Annotated in this window: 15 protein-coding genes; all 15 read left to right on the plus strand. The window is 43.9% G+C overall.

The features are described from left to right. The first annotated feature begins 7 nt into the window (after nt 1-7). Nucleotides 8-1336 (plus strand): putative aminohydrolase SsnA, encoded by a 1329-nt coding sequence (gene ssnA, locus DESOR_RS06680; protein WP_014183844.1) that lies wholly within the window; start codon nt 8-10, stop codon nt 1334-1336. Nucleotides 1337-1347: 11 nt separating this feature from the next. Next, on the plus strand, nt 1348-2589 hold the full coding sequence (thrC, locus tag DESOR_RS06685) for a threonine synthase (RefSeq protein ID WP_014183845.1): 1242 nt from the start codon (nt 1348-1350) through the stop codon (nt 2587-2589). A 34-nt stretch (nt 2590-2623) separates the two neighbouring features. Next, complete coding sequence (locus DESOR_RS06690; protein WP_014183846.1) at nt 2624-4105, plus strand: pyridoxal-phosphate dependent enzyme; 1482 nt, start codon at nt 2624-2626, stop codon at nt 4103-4105. Nucleotides 4106-4195: 90 nt separating this feature from the next. Continuing rightward, the gene (locus DESOR_RS06695; protein WP_042330896.1) at nt 4196-5575 is read left to right on the plus strand and encodes an 8-oxoguanine deaminase; all 1380 of its coding nucleotides are present in this window, start codon (nt 4196-4198) and stop codon (nt 5573-5575) included. Between the two features lie 110 nt (nt 5576-5685). Next, nucleotides 5686-6318: a GTP-binding protein gene (locus tag DESOR_RS06700; RefSeq protein WP_014183848.1), complete on the plus strand. Its 633-nt coding sequence runs from the start codon at nt 5686-5688 to the stop codon at nt 6316-6318. Beyond that, nucleotides 6315-6737: a hypothetical protein gene (locus tag DESOR_RS06705; RefSeq protein WP_014183849.1), complete on the plus strand. Its 423-nt coding sequence runs from the start codon at nt 6315-6317 to the stop codon at nt 6735-6737. Before DESOR_RS06700 ends, DESOR_RS06705 begins: the two co-directional genes overlap by 4 nt. 288 nt (nt 6738-7025) lie before the next feature. Further along, entirely contained in the window at nt 7026-8249 is a 1224-nt protein-coding gene (gene dpaL, locus DESOR_RS06710) for a diaminopropionate ammonia-lyase (RefSeq protein ID WP_014183850.1), read from the plus strand. 167 nt (nt 8250-8416) lie between these two features. Then, a complete protein-coding gene (locus DESOR_RS06715) occupies nt 8417-10192 on the plus strand; it encodes a sigma-54-dependent Fis family transcriptional regulator (RefSeq protein WP_014183851.1) in 1776 nt (591 codons plus the stop codon). 334 nt (nt 10193-10526) lie between these two features. Continuing rightward, nucleotides 10527-11774, plus strand: coding sequence for a YgeY family selenium metabolism-linked hydrolase (locus DESOR_RS06720; protein ID WP_014183852.1), 1248 nt, complete (start codon nt 10527-10529; stop codon nt 11772-11774). 78 nt (nt 11775-11852) lie between these two features. After that, on the plus strand, nt 11853-12857 hold the full coding sequence (locus tag DESOR_RS06725; protein WP_014183853.1) for an ornithine carbamoyltransferase: 1005 nt from the start codon (nt 11853-11855) through the stop codon (nt 12855-12857). Nucleotides 12858-12859: 2 nt separating this feature from the next. Beyond that, nucleotides 12860-13810 (plus strand): carbamate kinase, encoded by a 951-nt coding sequence (gene arcC, locus DESOR_RS06730; protein WP_014183854.1) that lies wholly within the window; start codon nt 12860-12862, stop codon nt 13808-13810. 201 nt (nt 13811-14011) lie between these two features. Next, nucleotides 14012-15406: a dihydropyrimidinase gene (gene hydA, locus DESOR_RS06735; protein WP_014183855.1), complete on the plus strand. Its 1395-nt coding sequence runs from the start codon at nt 14012-14014 to the stop codon at nt 15404-15406. A gap of 1 nt (nt 15407) precedes the next feature. After that, nucleotides 15408-17963 (plus strand): selenium-dependent xanthine dehydrogenase, encoded by a 2556-nt coding sequence (gene xdh / locus DESOR_RS06740; protein ID WP_014183856.1) that lies wholly within the window; start codon nt 15408-15410, stop codon nt 17961-17963. A gap of 47 nt (nt 17964-18010) precedes the next feature. Continuing rightward, nucleotides 18011-18838, plus strand: coding sequence for a selenium cofactor biosynthesis protein YqeC (yqeC, locus tag DESOR_RS06745; protein WP_014183857.1), 828 nt, complete (start codon nt 18011-18013; stop codon nt 18836-18838). Next, nucleotides 18820-19440, plus strand: coding sequence for a nucleotidyltransferase family protein (locus tag DESOR_RS06750; protein WP_014183858.1), 621 nt, complete (start codon nt 18820-18822; stop codon nt 19438-19440). Before yqeC ends, DESOR_RS06750 begins: the two co-directional genes overlap by 19 nt. Nucleotides 19441-19449 lie beyond the last annotated feature (9 nt).

A 19449-nucleotide genomic window follows, 5' to 3' on the forward strand; every position in this document is an offset into this window, starting at 1 on the left:
AGAGTTTATGATTTTGGTCGGCAATGGTACCATCTTGACCCTTGGTAAAAGTAATCAAGTAATTCAAAACGGCGGAGTTTTAATCCAGGACACTAAAATAAAAGAGGTCGGTTCTACCACGGATTTGCGTGGAAAGTATCCTGATGCAGAATTTATTGATGCTCGCGGAAGGCTCATTATGCCTGGTATGATAAATACCCATATGCATCTTTACAGCACCTTTGCTCGAGGAATGGACGCAAAAAGCAAACCACCGCAAAACTTTGGAGATATACTCGAAGGACTTTGGTGGAAACTTGATAAATTATTAACACTTGATGATGTGTATTATAGCGGCTTAACTCCTTTGATCGAGTGCATCAAGACAGGAACTACGACGATTATCGATCATCATGCCAGTCCAATGGCTATTACAGGAAGCCTGTCGATATTGGCTAAGGCAGCTAAAGAAATGGGAGTCCGGGCTTCTTTCTGTTATGAGGTCTCAGACCGGAATGGAGAAGCTATTGCAGAAGAGGGAATTAAAGAAAATGCTGACTTTATTGCTGCCTGTCAGGCTCAGGCGGATCCTATGGTTGCAGGGATGTTTGGTCTCCACGCATCCTTGACCTTATCCGATCAGACCCTGACGAAGTGCTGTGAGGAAGTCAAACGTTTAGGAGCAGGATTTCACGTTCATGTTGCCGAAGGAAGAGAGGATTTGGAGGACAGCCTTTCCAAATACGGAATGCGTGTGGTAGAACGTTTAGACAAATTCGGAGTGCTGGGACCTAAAACTCTTGCAGTTCATTGTGTGCATATTGATAATCATGAAATCGAACTCTTAAAGTCCTCTCAAACTCAGGTTGTGCATAATCCTGAATCAAATATGGGAAATGCCGTAGGGGTTACTCCGGTTCTGGAAATGTTAAAACGCGGCGTTAAAGTAGGATTGGGAACCGACGGTTATACCTGTGATATGTTTGAGAGCGGTAAAGTTGCCAATGTCCTTCATAAACATGCTGCGGCTAATCCCAGTGTAGCTTGGGGAGAAGTCCCGCAAATGCTGTATGGAAATAATCCGGAGATCGCGGCTAATCTGTTTGGCGGTAAATTTGGCGAATTGACCGAAGGTGCGTGGGCCGATGTTATTGTTGTGGATTATATTCCGCCAACTCCCTTGGGATCAGAGAATTGGAGCGGGCATCTTCTCTTTGGAGTTTCTGGACGTTCCGTAGAAACGACGATTATTAATGGTCGAGTCCGGATGCAGGACAGAAAGTTGATTGGTATTGACGAAGAAGCCATAGGGGCACGTTCTCGTGAGTTGGCTCAGGCGCTTTGGAATAGAATTTGAGGTGATTGTTGATGAAAAATGTGTTAGGTCTGCGCTGTATTGATTGCGGGAAGCAGGTTCCTGCTCAGCCGGGTATATATACCTGTCCTTCCTGTGGTAAAAAGGGCGGTATTATGGATGTGGAATACGATTATCAAGAAATCAATCGACTAACCACCCGTGAACAGCTCACTCAGTCTAAAGACTACTCAATTTTTCGCTATCTGCCCTTTTTGCCCATTGGTGCCGATTCCGCTCGCCCTCACCTGAGAGTGGGCTGGAGCCCACTCTATAAGCCTCAGGGATTGGGAAAAAGTTTAGGAATGAGCAACCTATTTGTCAAAGATGACGGACAGAACCCGACGGCATCCCTAAAAGATCGAGCTTCCATCATCGCCGTGATTAAAGCCGTAGAGGAAAAGGCTCCCATTGTTGCCGCTTCATCCACGGGGAACGCAGCTTCCTCCTTGGCCGGCAGTGCGGCTGCCATGGGCATCAAGTCAGTTATCTTTGTTCCCAGCAGAGCTCCTCAGGGAAAGATTGCCCAGTTATTGATTTTTGGTGCTACGGTTATTAGTGTGCAGGGTTCTTACGAAGATACCTTTAAACTTTCGGCAGAGGCCATTGACCGCTTTGGTTGGTATAATCGTAATGCCGCCATCAATCCTTATCTGGTCGAAGGAAAGAAGACGGTGGCTCTGGAAATTGCTGAGCAGTTAAATTGGGACGTTCCGGACTGGGTGATTCTCTCTGTAGGGGACGGCTGCACCATTGCTGGGGTTTGGAAAGGTTTTAAAGATCTCTATAATGCAGGGTGGATTGACCATTTGCCTAAAATTGCCGGGGTTCAATCAACTGGGTGTTGTCCCCTCGTTGATGCCTTCGTGGAGAACCGTCCTTGGCAGCCTAAAGAAGAGAATACTATTGCTGACAGCATTGCGGTTGGCGTTCCTCGTAATCCGGATAAAGCTTTAAATGCCGTTCGGGAATCAGGTGGAACCATGGTGGCTGTGTCTGATGAAGCTATTTTAGCGGCAATGCGTGAGTTGGGCAGAACCAGCGGAATTTTCGGTGAGCCTGCCGGTGTGACCGGAACCGCCGGGCTTAAAGTTCTCGTGGAAAAGGGAATTATTGGGGCAGACGAAAAAGTTGTCTCAATTGTCACTGGGAATGGATTAAAAGATGTTCAAAACGCAATCAAAGCGGTTGGTGAACCTATCAAAGTAGAACCTTCACTAAAAGAACTCTTAGAAAAGTTAGAAGGCAGGATCTAAAAACAAATGATGCAGGAATTGAAGGAGGTAAAGTATGAAAACCTTGATCGATTTAACCGTTAATGAAGAGCAGCTGAAAAAGACTGTGCAGAGTGTTAAAGAGAAAAATATTTTAATTCCCACCATGGCTCAGATGAAAGACCCTAACAAGATTCCCGAATCAGTGAAAGAAAAGTTGAAGAAGACCGGATTATGGGATGTCGATCCCATTAACCTCTTTAGAATTTCTTGGAAAAACCAGCCGGTTAAAGAAGGCGGTCTATTTAATCCCTTGCCCAATTATGTAGAAATCCCTTCTCGGATTTCGGGTGTTAAGGCTCGTATCATTGCCATGGCAGGCAAATACTTTCCAACAGGAGCGCATAAGGTAGGAGCAAGTTTCGCTTGCTTAGTTCCTCGTCTAGTAACAGGACAATTCGATCCCAAGTATCATGAAGCAGTTTGGCCATCAACAGGTAATTACTGCCGCGGCGGAGCTTATAATTCGGCTTTATTAGGCTGCAAATCCATTGCCATTCTGCCTGAAAACATGAGCCGTGAACGTTTTGAATGGTTGAAAACCGTGGCAGGAGAAATTATCGCCACACCGGGTTGTGAAAGCAACGTCAAAGAAATTTACGATAAAACTTGGGAGCTGAGGAGAAATCGCGACAATGTCCTGATCTTTAATCAGTTTGGCGAATTGGGCAACCATTTATGGCATTATGAAGTCACGGGTAATGCCATGCATGAGATTATTAAAGCGGAAGCCGGTGCCAAAGGAAAATTGGCTGGGGTCTGCTTGACATCAGGTTCAGCTGGAACTCTTGGCAGCGGAGACTACTTAAAGGATCAATATCCTCATGCCAAAATTGCGGTTGGTGAAGCCTTGCAATGCCCAACCTTGCTGAACAATGGTTTTGGTGATCACAGAATCGAGGGAATCGGGGATAAACATATTCCCTGGATTCATAATGTTAAAAATACGGATATGGTCATTGCTATTGATGACAATGACAGTTTGGGACTGTTCCGTCTCTTTAATGAACAAGCCGGACAAGACTATTTACGAGAGCAGGGCGTATCAGAAGATGTTATTGCCAAGCTTCCCTGGGTAGGAATTTCCGGAGCAGCCAATATCTTATCCTGCATTAAGTTTGCTAAGTACTACGAGTTAACTGAGGATGATATTGTCATCACCGTACTTACAGACTCTGCTGAAATGTATCAATCCCGACTCCAGGAGATGGAAGAAGAACGCGGCAAAGCTTATAGCAATCTCCATGCAGCCGTAGATCATAACAGAAACATCTTGGGTGTGCGGACGGATTCCATGGAAGAGTTAACCTATCAGAGCAAGAAGCGTATTCATAATCTCAAGTATTACACTTGGATTGAACAACAAGAGTATGATTTGGATGAACTGAATGCCCAATGGTATGATTATGACAACTACTGGGGCAGACTGCATCAAATGGCGCCTGAACTGGATCAATTAATTGAAAAGTTCAATGAAATGACGGGTTTATCAAAGTAGTCTGCTAATAAAAGAATATGTAATCTCTAATAATAGAGGCAGAGGTTCTTGCACAGGAACCACTGCCTCTTTTTTGAAAGGATGATAGGTATGTCCCTATTGATAAAAAATGCCTCCTTTGTTATCACTTTTAATGATCGTGATGAAGTTCTTGAAAAGGCTGACGTTCTTATAGAAGGTCAAAAAATCATTGCTGTAGGAAAGGATCTGTTTTTTAATTTGACAGAGAAACCTCAGGTGATTGATGCTCAGGGAATGGCTGTTCTTCCGGGATTGGTTAACACCCATCACCACCTTTATCAAACTCTGTTTCGCGGACTTCCTGAAGTTCAAGGAATGCCGTTATTTTACTGGCTCGTCAATCTCTATGAGTTTTGGCGTCATATCATCCCCGACGCCGTCTATTATGGGGCCATGGTAGGTTTTAGCGAACTTTTGCGTACCGGCTGTACCTTGACCACTGATCACCATTATGTTTTTCCAAGAGGGCGAGCCAGCCATTTTATTGATACTCAAATTACTGCTGCTCAAGAGATTGGAATTCGCTTTCATGCGACTCGTGGATCCATGTCCTTAGGTAAGAGCGAAGGAGGATTACCCCCTGATGAAGTGGTTCAAGATGAAGAGACTATTCTCAGAGATTCTCAGCGACTGATAGAGACCTATCACGATCCCTCTGATTTTGCCATGATTCGATTAGCGTTGGCACCTTGTTCTCCTTTTTCAGTTAGCTTGGATTTAATGCGGGAATCCCAGATTTTAGCCAACGAAAAAGGAGTCATGCTGCATACCCATTTAGCTGAAACACTGGATGAAGAAGCATTTTGCTTAGAACGCTATGGACGCCGGCCTGTGGAACTGATGGAAGATGTAAATTGGATTGGCGAGAATGTATGGTTTGCCCATGCCATTCATCTCAACCGGCGGGAAATTGATTTATTAGCTCGGAGTGGGTCGGGGGTAGCTCATTGTCCCAGTTCAAACATGAAACTCGGCAGCGGGATTTGTCCTACTTCGGATTTGTTTAAAGCAGGCGTGAAGTTAGGGATCGCTGTAGACGGAAGTGCTAGCAATGACGGGTCAAATATGTGGGAAGAAGTCCGCAGAGCTTATTTACTTAATCATCTTCGTTATAAAGATGAAGGGCTTTCTGCCTACGAAACCTTAAAATGCGCTACACGTGGAGGAGCGGATGTTCTCGGCAGGCCCGATACAGGACGTATAGAAGCGGGGAAAGCAGCGGATGTTATACTGATGGATCTGAAGGACGTAGCCTATGCAGGATCCCACGATCCTTTGGTATCCATTGTCTGCTGCGGGAATCAGAGCATTGTGGATACGACCATTGTCAATGGCAAGGTCGTTGTGCAAAAAGGGCAGCTTCTGACTCAAAATACTGAGGAAATTCGGAAAAAGGCTCATCAGGTTGCCTGTGAAATTGTCCAAAAGGAACGGGGGCTGAAGAAGTAATTCTGACGGCAGTCATTGTTGACGGTAAAATTATTTCGGGACTATAATGGTTATGTCTACTATATAACACAAGCATTAGGTCGATGCGAATAATCTTAAGGAGTCAAAGAATGAATATTCTACTTTTTGGTGGATTCTTAGGTTCAGGAAAAACGTCGATCATTTTACAGGCGGCAAAGTACCTCGTTCCAAGAATTGAAGAAACGGGCTCAGGGCATACCGGGGACGATGAAAATCCCTCCCTAATCATCATCGAAAATGAAGTTGGGGGGGCGGGAATTGACGATAAAATTCTTAAAGATGAAGGACTTAATGTCAGAGAACTTTTTGCCGGCTGCATTTGCTGTACTTTAAATGCGGAGCTTAACCTGTGTCTTGAAGAGATTCAGGAGGAATTTTCTCCTAAGTGGGTGATTATTGAGACGACAGGAATGGCTTACCCTGATAGAATCTCGGAATCTATTAAAAAGTATGGAGAGGGTATTGAAAGCATAGCCACAATCGTGGTAGCAGATGCGGAACGATGGGAGGAACTGGTGTTAGCCTTTCCGGGATTGATTAAAGGTCAAGTTGCCCATGGGGATGTCATCTTTCTGAATAAAATTGAAAGTATAGAAGCTGAGTATGCAGCTGTGGTTACGGATAAGGTCAAGGAGTTAAATCCTGAAGCTCTTTTCTTTGCAGTTTCCGCTCATCAGGAGATCGATGTTCAAATATGGGATAAGGTGGTGTTTGGAAAATGAGTGAACAGAGACATGACTATTTTCCTATGCATCCCTTCCAGCATTCCCACACAGGGGAAAACCCTGACCCAGAACCGGCGATTTTTTCCGAAACCAAAAGTTTAGAGCTTCTGCAAAGAGTGAACTCCGAAGCAATCCAACATGCCCTTACTCAATGGGTTGATGAGATCAAAGATTGGGCGAAAGACAATTCTTATTTAATTGGACACATTAAGATTTTTGCGGAAGGTCAAGAAAATTTATGGCTGTCTTCAACGGGCAAAGACATCCATGTCAAGCACTCTCCAGGGTGGCAGGATTCTTTATTAGATAAAATGACTCTTAGCGTAACAGCCATTATTTTTGGGCCAACAAAGACCATTTTGGAGGAGGCAGCTCAAGCTAAGCTTCAGGTTATTTTAAAGAGCCTCGAAATCTAAGAAAGAGATATGAAACTTAAGTCTAAAAACAGAAAATGGTAAAGCTCTCCTAAGGGAGAGCTTTTTTATTTAATAAGTTTATCTTTGTAGTTCAGTGCAACAATGGCGGTACCCTGAACCGCTTCTGAAAAGTTGGCATGAAAATTGCATAAATAACTCTAGGCAGACTGATTTTGAAATGGTTTTTAGGGGGAGATATAAGGTCAATAGACAAACAAGAAATTGTTTTTTTAATACCGTATTAAATGTCTTATTTTATTCCAAAATATTAAAAAGGAGAGACTAAAAATGAGTGACAAAATCAAATGGATTCAAAATAGCATGCAGAATAAAACTGGAACGGGTGTTTCTACCGAACTTTTTAGCAAAAATGCTATCCAAAAAGCCATCAATTTTCATAGAACTTTTCCGGATTATCAGCCCACCCCCTTGCGTCAGCTCAATAGGCTGGCTAATAATTGGGGTGTTGGCGGCATTTATGTTAAGGACGAATCCTATCGTTTTGGTTTGAATGCCTTTAAAGCTCTGGGTGGGTCTTATGCTGTCGGAAGATACTTGGCGAAACGGCTTAACAAAGATATCAGTGAGCTGCCTTTTGAAGTTTTGACATCCCCTGAGGTCAAAGAACAATTGGGGGATATAACCTTTGCCACGACAACGGATGGTAACCATGGCCGGGGGATAGCCTGGACAGCTCGACAATTACGTCAAAAATCAGTAGTTTATATGCCTAAGGGTTCTTCCCAATATCGACTGGAAAGAATTCAATCTGAGGGCGCTTTCGCTGAGATTACGAATTTGAATTATGATGATGCAGTACGTATGACGGCTGTTGAAGCTGAAAAGCATGGCTGGGTTGTGGTTCAAGATACAGCTTGGGAAGGGTATGAGGAAATTCCAAGCTGGATTATGCAGGGCTATGGGACTATGTCCGCAGAAGCCTTAGAACAACTGAATAGTTTTGGAATCGAGAAGCCTACCCATATTTTTGTCCAGGCGGGGGTTGGTGCTTTGGCAGGATCTGTACAAGGATATTTTGCTTCAATCTTTAAAGAGGCTCGTCCTAAGACTATCATTGTCGAGGCTGATCAAGCGGATTGTCTCTATAAATCTGCCCTTGCAGCCGACGGAAAACCACGGGTTGTGGGCGGAGATATGGCAACAGTTATGGCAGGACTCGCCTGTGGAGAGCCTAACCCTATAGGTTGGAATATTCTCAGGGATTACAGTGACTTGTTTGTGTCTTGTCCGGACTGGGTAGCGGCAAAAGGAATGCGGGTGCTTGCCAATCCATTGCTTGGGGATCCTAAAGTGATTTCCGGGGAATCCGGTGCTGTAACCGCCGGTTTGCTTAGTGCCTTTTTGACTGGCGATGCCTTCAAGGAAGCACGAGAAGCTCTTGAGTTAAATGAAAAATCTCAAATCTTACTCTTCAATACCGAAGGAAATACAGATCCCTTTAAATATCGCAGTATTGTTTGGGATGGAGAATTGCCGTCGGCAGGACGTTAATTTGTGTTTTTAAGGTTCATTAGGGAAGCACATCTTCTAGTTTTAGATAGGTGCTTCCTTTCCTTGTTTAAATGCTTTATTCTTTTTAGCAATGATGTAAGATATAAGCAATATGGCAAATAGTTGTATATAATGTAGGTTAAAGCAAATAATATGAGGTGTAAAGCATGTTGTATTACCTGCGCGATATTAAAAGTACAGTCCAGCAAACTGCCGATGCAATCGCTGCTGCCTTGAAAATTGAAGTTGAAATTGCGGATGTGGATTTAATACGGGTTGCCGGAACAGGAAAGTACCGAAGCCAGTGCGGCTCTCCGATGATGGATGGCTTTGTCTATCAGCATGTTATGAAAACAGGAATACCTGTAATCATTGACAATCCTGGATTCAACGAATTGTGTCAGCCTTGTTCCCGTAAAGGAAATTGTATGGAGTTTGCCGAAGTTGCAATACCCATACGCGTGGACGACAAAATTATCGGGGTTATCGGTTTAGTCAGTTTCGATGAGGAGCAAACGCAGCGGTTGTTGGATAATAAGCAATCTTTGCTGCTATTCTTAGAGAAAATGGCTGACCTGTTAGTCGGTAAAGCTGCGGAAATTCAACAAAATCATGATCGAGAGGTATTAACAAGCCAATTAGTAACAGTATTGAACCTGTTGCGTGATGGGATTTTGTTGGTAAACGATCAGCAGCAAGTAACCCATCATAATACTTTAGCTGGAAAACTATTAGACATAGAGGCGCAGCCGGAACAGGCTTTATATTTGTATCACTTGTTGGATAACAAGAAATTATGGCTTGCAGTAGAGCGAGGTGAAACGTTTTCTGGAAACATTCAAGGGAAAAGAGTCGCTACTCAACTGTATTGTGACGTAATGCCTATCAAAAAGCATGGAACCATTGAAGGTGCTGTCATAACCTTAAGAGATTTTCAGCAAATTAAGAAGCTGGTTAAAGCGGCTACTGTGAATGATATTGAAACCCATTTTTCACAGATTGTCGGGGATTCGAGGAAAATGAAAGAGTTAAAGGCTATGGCTTTGCACGTAGCGCCCAGTAAAGCGACGCTCCTAATACAGGGGGAAAGCGGAACCGGAAAAGAGCTTTTGGCCAGGGCGATTCACCAGAGCAGTAAACGTAAAGGGCACGCTTTTATAGCGATTAACTGCGGTGCTATCCCGGAAAATTTGCTGGAAAGTGAATTGTTTGGATATGAAGAAGGGTCTTTCACCGGCGCCAAACGAGGCGGAAAACTTGGAAAGTTTGAGCTGGCTCACAATGGTACACTTTTTTTAGACGAAATAGGGGACATGCCTCTTCATTTACAGGTTAAAATCCTGCGAGTTTTGCAGGAAAGAAGGGTAGAGCGCATCGGCAGCAATCGTTCAATCCCTGTGGATGTTCGTGTTATAGCGGCTACTCACAGAGATTTGGAGAATATGGTCAAGACGGGCGAATTTCGCGAAGACCTTTATTATCGTCTGAATGTCATACCTCTTACAATTCCGCCCTTGCGTGAGCGACTGGAAGATGTACCAATACTAACTCAATTTTATTTGGATTACTACTCCGTGGTAACGGATAGGTCTGTTAGCGGAATTACACCAGAGGCGATAGAAATTCTCTCACGCTATCATTGGCCGGGTAATGTCCGTGAACTAGGGAATGTAATTGAATACTGTGTAACTATGGTGGCAGGGGGAATGATTACAGCTGACACCATGCCCCAACGTATTAAAGTAGAGCAAGAAGCTGAGATGCAAAATCCCTCATCGTTAAACTTGAAGGTATTAGAACGGGAAACCATCAAGAAAGCATTAACGCTCATTAATGCAGAGGGGCATAAAGAGGATGCAGCAAAATTATTGGGGATCAGCAGAGCCTCACTCTACCGTAAAATCAAGGAGTACGGAATTGGAGAAAACAGGACATTCAGCTAAGTATTGCTTTGAAACCCAGTCCATTTACCCTTAGGATAGTGTTTCAAAGCTAGACGTTTGTATCAAAATGAGACTAATTCCGAAGATTGTCGAATTGGCAGGGGTTCCCGAATTTTTGTACTTGAAGTTTTCCAGATGGCGTCTCAAGTTGAGACTGAGGCGTTGACCAGAACATAAGAATTGCAGGAATAATAGGTCAAAAGTAAGGGAAAAATGATTTTTTTTATACAATGCTTTTGGCATAGTTTTTGCAACTGTAAAGATTACGTAAACAAAATGATTGGTTATCAATCAGCACTAATTTAAGAGTATTGAAAGGGGATTATATTCAAACATGGAATTTGCAAAAGTTCTCGAACTAGCGAAAAAATATGAGCCGGAAATGAGTAAGTTTCTTAGAGACCTCATCGCCATCCCGGGTGAGAGCTGTGATGAAAAAGGCACAGTACTCAGAATTAAAGAAGAGATGGAAAAAGTCGGCTTTGACAAAGTTGAGATTGATCCTCAAGGTAACGTTCTCGGTTATGTTGGTCATGGCAAGCACCTGATTGCTATGGATGCTCATATTGACACGGTTGGGGTAGGAAATATAGAGAATTGGCAATATGACCCCTACAAAGGTTTCGAAGATGATGAGATTATCATTGGCCGCGGAGCTTCTGACCAAATTGGCGGTATGGCTTCCATGGTTTATGCCGGTAAGATTATCAAAGATCTCGGCTTAGAAGATGATTATACCTTAGTTGTTGTCGGTTCTGTACAGGAAGAAGACTGCGACGGCTTATGCTGGCAGTATATCATCAACGAAGACAAAGTTGTACCGGAATTTGTTGTAATTACTGAACCAACCGACGGCAAGATTTATCGTGGACATCGCGGCCGTATGGAAATCAAAGTCACAACCAAGGGGGTTAGCTGTCACGGTTCAGCTCCTGAGCGCGGCGACAATGCCATTTATAAAATGGCTCCAATTCTCCAAGAACTGCGCAGTTTACATGAAAATCTTTTGAACCATCCATTTCTGGGCAAAGGCAGCCTAACGGTTTCAGAGATCTTTCACACCTCTCCTTCTCGTTGTGCTGTTGCCGACAGCTGCTGGATTTCCGTCGACCGTCGTTTGACAGCCGGAGAAACATGGGAATATGCACTTCAGCAAATTAAAAACCTACCTTCCGTTAAAGCTGCTAATGCTGAAGTAACCATGTATATGTATGACAGACCATCCTATACCAATCTGGTTTATCCAACAGAATGCTATTTCCCAACTTGGCTTATTGAAGAAGGACATCCTGTAACCACAACTCTGACAGATGCTTACAAAGGGTTATTCGGCAAAGATCCCGTCGTTGATAAATGGACCTTCTCTACAAACGGTGTATCCATCATGGGACGTTATGGAATTCCTTGCATCGGATTTGGACCCGGACATGAAGATCAAGCCCATGCTCCTAATGAACGAACCTGGAAAAAAGAACTTGTGGATTGTGCAGCTATGTATGCAGCTATTCCGACGATTTATGTTAAAGAGTATGCAGACAAGATGCCTAAGGATACAGAGAATTTAGTAGGAATTAAGAAATAAGTTATAAACCTCTCAAGTTTTGTAGTCACAAATGGCTACTAATAATAAAAGAACACATAAATTAGGAGGAAAAAATAAATGAACACAGTTTTCAGAGGAAGACACTTTCTTAATTTAGAGGATTTCACCAAAGAAGAATTGGATACCATGCTCGATGTTTCTTTTGACCTTAAAAGAAAGTTTGCAATGGGTGAAGATACTCCATATCTTACTAATAAAACCGGATTCTTAATGTTCTTTGAACAATCCACTCGGACCAGAAACTCCATGGAAGCCGGAATGGCTCAATTGGGAGGCCATGCTGGATTCTTGGATACCAGCAGCATGCAAGTTGCTCATGGTGAGACTGCCAAAGATACAGCTATTATTTTATCACGCTTCGGACACATGATTGCCTGCCGTTATTGCAACTGGGGGAGAGGAAATGACTACTTGAATGAAATGGCTAAATGGTCCTCAGCGCCCATCATGAACTTACAGTGTGACCTTTATCACCCATTCCAAGGTTTAGCAGATCTTATGACCATCAAAGAGAAACTTCCTGATTTAAGAAGAAAGAAAATCTCTATCATTTGGGCATATGCTGAAAGTCATAAAAAACCAATTTCTGTACCTGTAACACAAGTCCTTCTCTTCCCTCGTTATGGTATGGATGTATGGCTCGCTTATCCAAAAGGTTGGGAACTTCCTGATTGGGTTATTGAACAAGCCAGAGCAAATGCTGAGAAGCATGGCGGTACTCTGACCATTACTCATGACGAAGCAGAAGCTTATAAAGATGCTGACATCGTTATTCCTAAGAGCTGGGGGAACTGGGTTACCGACCAAACAGGTGCTTCAGTTAGCGGCGCAACAAAAGTTATCGATGATGCTCTTATTGCTAATAAGAGCTGGAAATGCACAGAAGCTAAAATGGCCACAGCCAGCAAAGATGTCATGTATATGCATGCTTTGCCTGCTGACCGTAACAACGAAGTTGAAGATGCTGTCATTGACGGACCGCATTCAATCGCTTATGATGCTGCAGAAAACCGTTTGCATACAGCTAAAGCTGTTATGACATTGTTGGTAGGTGGAAAATAATTGTGAGTACATTAGCTGTTGTAGCAATTGGTGGGAATTCTCTGATTCGTGATAAGGCCCATGAGTCCGTAGAGGATCAATATGCGGCTGTTGCAGAAACAGCCAAACATATTGCCGGGATGATCGAGCAGGGCTATGAAGTGATTGTTACTCATGGCAATGGTCCACAAGTTGGTTTTATCTTAAGACGTTCAGAAATTGCTAAGGACGTTGCAGCAATGCATCAGGTACCGTTGGTTAGCTGTGGAGCCGATACTCAAGGCGCCATCGGCTATCAGATCCAACAAGCAATGGATAATGAATTTAAGAAAAGGGGGATGGACAAATCTGCGGTCACGATTGTGACTCAAGTGGTTGTCTCTAAAAATGACCCTGCTTTTCAAAAACCAACCAAACCCATTGGCTCTTTTTACACCAAGGAACAGACGGAAGAGATTCAAAAAGCCAACCCTTCGTGGGTTATGGTTGAAGATGCCGGTCGAGGATATCGCAGGATGGTTGCTTCTCCTCTGCCTCAAGAAATTGTTGAAAAGAATGTTATCAGTCAGTTAGTACGAGATGGTTATTGTGTCATTGGTGTTGGCGGTGGGGGTATACCTGTCGCCAGGCGTGAAGATGGTTCCTTTCAAGGAGTTGATGCAGTAATCGACAAAGATTTTGCATCCAGTCTCTTAGCCTCTGATATCAAAGCCGACCTTTTAGTCATTTCTACTGGCGTTCCTACAGTTTACTTGAATTATGGCAAGCCTGACGAAAAAGCGTTAGATAAGGTATCCTTGGCAGAACTAAAGCAGTATGTCACAGAAAATCATTTTGCTCCAGGAAGCATGCTTCCTAAAATTAAAGCCGTTATCAGCTTCTTAGAGAATGGCGGTAAAAAAGCAATTATTACAAATCCGGAATCTTTGGAAGAAGCTGTTGCCGGAAAGACAGGAACCCATATATATCCCTAATCCTTAGTGCTTGAAAATTGCGGTTCATTTATAACTTGAGATGAAGAGTTTGTATCTTCATCTCAAGTAAAATCATGTACCATAAGGTAAGTGGTCCTTTACAGAGGAAAAATAATATGCGGGCTGGAGAAAAAGCGAATATTAATAGATTTTATGTTTGTGAACCAAGATGAGGAGATTTCCTTTTAAGGAGAAATGAACATGGGTATTGTATTAAACGGGGGAACTATTGTTACGGCTGCAGATATCTATCAAGCAGACGTCCGCATTGATGGCGAGAGAATTGTGGCTATCGGCCATGATATCAAGCAACCTGGAGACCAGGTAATAGATGTGGACGGCTGTTTTTTATTTCCGGGTGGAATTGATCCGCATACTCATTTTGATCTCCCCATGGGAGATTTTTCGACATCCGATGATTTTTCATCAGGTTCAAAAGCAGCAATTTTAGGTGGGACGACAACAATCCTTGATTACGCTACCCAGTTCAAAGGGGAGACGTTAAAGCAGGGCTTAATAAATTGGCAGGCAAAGGCTGGCGGCAAGTGTTATGTGGATTATGGCTTTCACATGGCAATCACTGATTGGAAAGATTCAATCGCTCGGGAAATGATCGATTTAATTAGCCAAGAAGGAATATCGTCATTTAAATTATACATGGCATATAAGAACACCCTGCAAGTGGATGATCAGGCATTATTACAGGCTTTACGTCAAGCAGGAGAATACGGAGCACTAATTTGCGTACATTGTGAGAACGGCGATGTCGTTGATGATTTAGTGCATGGATATCTTAAGAAGGGCAAAACCTCACCCGCCTATCACCCCCTTTCCCGGCCTCCGGAAGTGGAAGCAGAGGCAACCTTTCGGGTTATTACTCTGGCTCAAATGGCAGGAGCCCCTCTCTATATCGTTCATCTTTCCAACAGCGGAGCACTTAAGGCTGTGGTGGAAGGGAAGCTTAAAGGTCTGGAAATATATGCTGAAACTTGCCCCCAATATCTCTTGTTAGACGACAGTTATTACAACTGCGAAGGGTTTGAGGGAGCCAAGTATGTTATTTCCCCGCCTTTGCGCCCGGTTCAGAATCAGGATGTGTTATGGTCAGGTTTGACTTCAGGAATCTTAGATGTTGTGGCTACGGATCATTGCGCATTTAATTATAAAGGACAAAAAGATAAGGGTTTGAACGATTTTAGCAAAATACCTAATGGAGCGGCAGGGGTTGAAACCCGGATGGGATTATTGTATACCTATGGAGTTTTAACCGGAAAACTTAGTTTAAATGATTTTGTCGCTTTGACTTCAACGAATGCCGCAAAGTTGTTTGGTTTGTTCCCCCGCAAAGGGACCATAGCTCCGGGAAGTGATGCCGACTTAGTAATTTGGGATCCCCGAATTTCCTCTGTTCTTCGGGCGGAAACGTTACATCAGCAAGTAGACTATACACCTTACGAAGGTTTTAAACAGTCCGGTCAAGCGATCCATGTTTTTCTGAGAGGAAAGCAGATCGTTGAGAACGGAAAACTAAAAGTGGACAAACCCACAGGAATGTATTTGTCCCGTAAGCCATTCCTTAAGAGAAAGGTCGGGTAAAATGTACAGTATTGATATTAACGGCACAGTTTTCTCTGTGCAAGACGATATGAACCTGTTGGATTTTTTGCGGGATGAAGCTCACGTAACTTCCTTAAAAAACGGCTGCGGTGAAGGAGCTTGCGGTGCTTGTATGCTTTTAGTCGATGGAAAGGCTATGCGTGCTTGTATTCTCACCGTTGCAAAAGCATCTGGGAAGAAGCTGCTCACAGTCGAAGGATTATCCGACCAGGAAAAAGAAGCCTATAGCTGGGCCTTTGCTGAAGCCGGAGCTGTTCAGTGCGGTTTTTGCATACCCGGCATGATCATCAGCGCCAAAGCGTTACTTGATAAAAATCCTAATCCTACGCCTCAAGACATTAAGCAAAGTATCCGGGGAAATATTTGTCGCTGCACTGGGTACGTTAAAATTGAGCAGGGAATTTCTTTGGCGGCTCAGGTTCTGCGAGGAGAGATAACTCCGAAATCTCAGCCATCGGGAGCTGGAATCGGAACGAGTATCCAACGTGTGGATGCCCGTGAAAAGGTCTTGGGGACGGGACAGTATGTTGATGATATGCACGTCGATAATATGCTTCACGCAGCGGTTTTAAGGGCAAAATACCCAAGGGCCATTGTTAAGAGCATTGACGTGTCGGAAGCGCTTGCTTACCCGGGCATGGAAGCCGCCTTAACGGCGGATGATATTCCCGCAGACCGCAATCATGGGCATATTTTTCCTGATTGGCCAACCATGGTCTCCATCGGAAATGAAACTCGGTATGTTGGTGATGCTATTGCCATTGTTGCAGCCCGAACCAAGAAGCAAGCCAGGGAAGCTGTAAAATTAATAAAAGTAGAGTATGAAGAGCTTAAGCCTATCCTTAGTCCGACAGAAGCCCTGGCAGAGGGGGCTCCTCAAATTCATGTCAAAGGAAATTTATTAAGTACCACTAAAATTAAACGTGGAAACACGGAGGAAGCCTTAGCAAAGTCTGCGCACGTGGTAACTCATCGTTATACTACTCCGCCTACGGAACATGCTTTTATGGAACCGGAAAGTGCCTTAGCCATTCCTCAAGACGATGGGGGAGTTACCATTTATGTTGGGGATCAAAGCGTTTATGATGATCAGCATGGAATCATGGCCATGCTAGGTTTGCCTGCTGAAAAAGTGCGGGTTATCAGTAAACTGGTGGGCGGAGGTTTCGGCGGGAAAGAAGATTTAAGTGTTCAGCATCATGCTGCTCTTTTGGCTCTAAAAACTCAAAAACCTGTTAAACTCACCTTTACGCGCCAAGAAAGCATCTTAGTTCACCCCAAACGTCATGCCATGGAAATGGAAATTACTACGGGCTGTGATGAAAAAGGCAAACTGACGGCGATGGTTGCCAAAATTGTTGCCGATACCGGGGCTTATGCTTCTTTGGGAACAGCGGTTTTGCAGCGGGCTTGTACTCACGCCAGCGGTCCTTATATATTTGACAATGTGGATATCACTGGGCTTTGCGTTTATACCAACAATCCTCCAGCAGGAGCATTCAGAGGTTTTGGGGTTACCCAGTCATGCTTTGCTGCTGAAATCAACTTGGATCTGCTAGCGGAAAAAGTGGGGATTTCCCCATGGGAAATCCGCTATATGAACGCTCTGGAGCCGGGTATGGTTAATTCGACTGGGCAAATTACTGATGAGGGGACTGCCATTAAGGAAACGCTGAGAGCAGTTAGGGAAGTGTATGAGTCTCATCCATATGCTGCAGGAATTGCTTGTGCAATGAAGAATACCGGTATTGGGGTCGGGCTTCCGGATGTCGGCAGAGTCAATATTAAGATTCAAGACGGAAAAGCAGTGGTCCTGACAAGTGCCGCCTGCATTGGACAAGGGTTTGCGACGATAGCAACTCAGATCGTTTATGAGGCCACAGGGCTGTCCCTGGAAAAAATAGAAGTTGGATCTCCGGATACCTGTTCAACACCAAACTCCGGTACGACAACGGCTTCACGCCAGACGATGTTTAGCGGAGAGGCCGTGCGTCAGGCTTCCCTTAAATTGCAGCAAGCGATGCATGAATCTTCCATAGACGAATTAAATGGACAAGAGTTTTACGGAGAATATTTTGGGAAAACCGATCCTATGAATTCAGATAAGCCTAACCCGGTTAGCCACGTTGCTTATAGCTATGCGACCCAAGTTGTGCTGCTCAATGAACAGGGCATGATTGAAAAAGTAATTGCAGCCCATGATGTCGGCAGAGCTATCAATCCGAAGGCAATCGAAGGCCAAATCGAAGGGGGGGTATGCATGGGTTTAGGGTATGCTATACGTGAAGACTTTCCGCTCCTCAATGGGGTGCCGACAGCGAAGTATGCTAAGTTAGGACTTTTGCGGTCAACAGAAATGCCTGAGATTGAAACAGTGATTATTGAAAAGAACTCCTCGCCTTTAGCTTACGGGGCCAAAGGAGTTGGTGAAATTTCATCCATTCCTACAGCTCCTGCGGTTGCTTCAGCTTATTACAAACTTGATGGGAAATTAAGGACATCCTTGCCCTTGCAGGAAACGCCCTATAAAAAGTAGAATACCATTTGAATGGTCAAGTATTTTAAAAAAGTTATGAGGGGCATATGACAAGTTCAACGACAAATTTTCCTACTCAATCGATTACTGGAAGCGGGAGTCTCTGGGATATGACCCATCGCTTGTGGGTAACAACCTTTATTGGGGCAGGCGGAAAAACCACCTGCCTCCAAACCCTTACCCATGATATGGAGGCTGCCGGTCTGGAGGTTGTTGCCACAACCACGACGAAAGTACATCCTGAGCTTACTATGGATGCGTGGAGGAATTTATATCCTCCTCCTCAGAAAAGGGGCGCGTGGTTTTGGTATGACGGAGTCGAGGATTCAAGCGGAAAATGGAGAGGTCCGTCAGCTCTGTCTGTTGATAAAGCCATTGCTGAAGAACTGAGGACAGACAGCCGTCGCTATTGGGTGATTGAAGGGGATGGTGCCCGTGAACACAGGTTAAAGTGTTGGGAATACTATGAACCTCAAATACCAAAGTATTCAGATTGTGGAGTGCTGGTCATGGACAGGGGGTTATGGGGAAAGGTTTTAGAGCCAGATGCAGTACATAGACCTCACAAATGTCAGGATCTTTTAGGTGAGATCTGGAGTTCGGAGAGCGTTTGGAGATATTTTTTAAAGTCTCCTGTTTTTGATATGCAATATTCTATGCTGCATTGGGTTATTCTCTTTAATAGTGCAAAGACAGCAAATGAAAACATGGGTGAGTTTGATCCTGAGAATTCATTTGATTTGCTGCATGATTTATCGTTGAAATGGATGGAAATGTCGGAAAACTCTGTTAAGACTGATTTAAAGCCCAGTCATTTGCGTTTAGCTGAAGGCGATGCCAAAAAGGGGGATCTGCGTTGGTTCGATTTGTGGTAATGGCCGCTGGTTTGGCTACACGAATGGGGAAGGATAAACTGGCCTTGCCATGGAAGAACGGCACAGTGCTTGGGTATGTCATAGGGACGGTTCTTGAGGTAATGAAAGTACATAAGGACTTATATCCTCAGAGCGGAATAGAAATACATGTTATTGCCAGAAAACCTGTGGAAACCTATCTTTCAGAAGAGGGTGTCAGAGAGTTTTTCAAGTATGGCGGAGTTTGGAATCATTCTCCCCGACCTAGACCTCTTGCTGAGACGATTAACATGGGTTTGCATGACCTAAATGCTGAAATGCATAGTGTTGCTTTTTTGCCGGGTGATCAAGTAGGAGTAAGAGTTCAAGATCTATCTGCTTGTTTGGAAGAGGTTCTTAAGTATCAGCCGGACTTTTTAGTCCCTATGGCGGGAAATACGCCAGGATCTCCCGTGTTTTTTCATAAGCGCTATATTCCGGAACTCTTAGCACTTCAAGGGGAGCAGGGCGGAAGAATGGTTTTGAACCGTTACCCAGAACGCTGGTCAAAATATACTGTTGAAGAAAGCTTGTTTTTGGATGTGGATACTCCGGAACAATATGATGCTTTATTTAATTCATAAGGAGATACA

The organism is Desulfosporosinus orientis DSM 765 (assembly GCF_000235605.1).
In the GTDB taxonomy this organism is placed as follows: Bacteria; Bacillota; Desulfitobacteriia; order Desulfitobacteriales; family Desulfitobacteriaceae; genus Desulfosporosinus; species Desulfosporosinus orientis.

Excerpts from the sequence above, each read along its gene's own strand:
- ssnA (WP_014183844.1), top strand. The coding sequence starts at position 8 with ATGATTTTGGTCGGCAATGGTACCATCTTGACCCTTGGTAAAAGTAAT.
- thrC (WP_014183845.1), top strand. The coding sequence starts at position 1,348 with ATGAAAAATGTGTTAGGTCTGCGCTGTATTGATTGCGGGAAGCAGGTT.
- DESOR_RS06690 (WP_014183846.1), top strand. The coding sequence starts at position 2,624 with ATGAAAACCTTGATCGATTTAACCGTTAATGAAGAGCAGCTGAAAAAG.
- DESOR_RS06695 (WP_042330896.1), top strand. The coding sequence starts at position 4,196 with ATGTCCCTATTGATAAAAAATGCCTCCTTTGTTATCACTTTTAATGAT.
- DESOR_RS06700 (WP_014183848.1), top strand. The coding sequence starts at position 5,686 with ATGAATATTCTACTTTTTGGTGGATTCTTAGGTTCAGGAAAAACGTCG.
- DESOR_RS06705 (WP_014183849.1), top strand. The coding sequence starts at position 6,315 with ATGAGTGAACAGAGACATGACTATTTTCCTATGCATCCCTTCCAGCAT.
- dpaL (WP_014183850.1), top strand. The coding sequence starts at position 7,026 with ATGAGTGACAAAATCAAATGGATTCAAAATAGCATGCAGAATAAAACT.
- DESOR_RS06715 (WP_014183851.1), top strand. The coding sequence starts at position 8,417 with ATGTTGTATTACCTGCGCGATATTAAAAGTACAGTCCAGCAAACTGCC.
- DESOR_RS06720 (WP_014183852.1), top strand. The coding sequence starts at position 10,527 with ATGGAATTTGCAAAAGTTCTCGAACTAGCGAAAAAATATGAGCCGGAA.
- DESOR_RS06725 (WP_014183853.1), top strand. The coding sequence starts at position 11,853 with ATGAACACAGTTTTCAGAGGAAGACACTTTCTTAATTTAGAGGATTTC.
- hydA (WP_014183855.1), top strand. The coding sequence starts at position 14,012 with ATGGGTATTGTATTAAACGGGGGAACTATTGTTACGGCTGCAGATATC.
- xdh (WP_014183856.1), top strand. The coding sequence starts at position 15,408 with ATGTACAGTATTGATATTAACGGCACAGTTTTCTCTGTGCAAGACGAT.
- yqeC (WP_014183857.1), top strand. The coding sequence starts at position 18,011 with ATGACAAGTTCAACGACAAATTTTCCTACTCAATCGATTACTGGAAGC.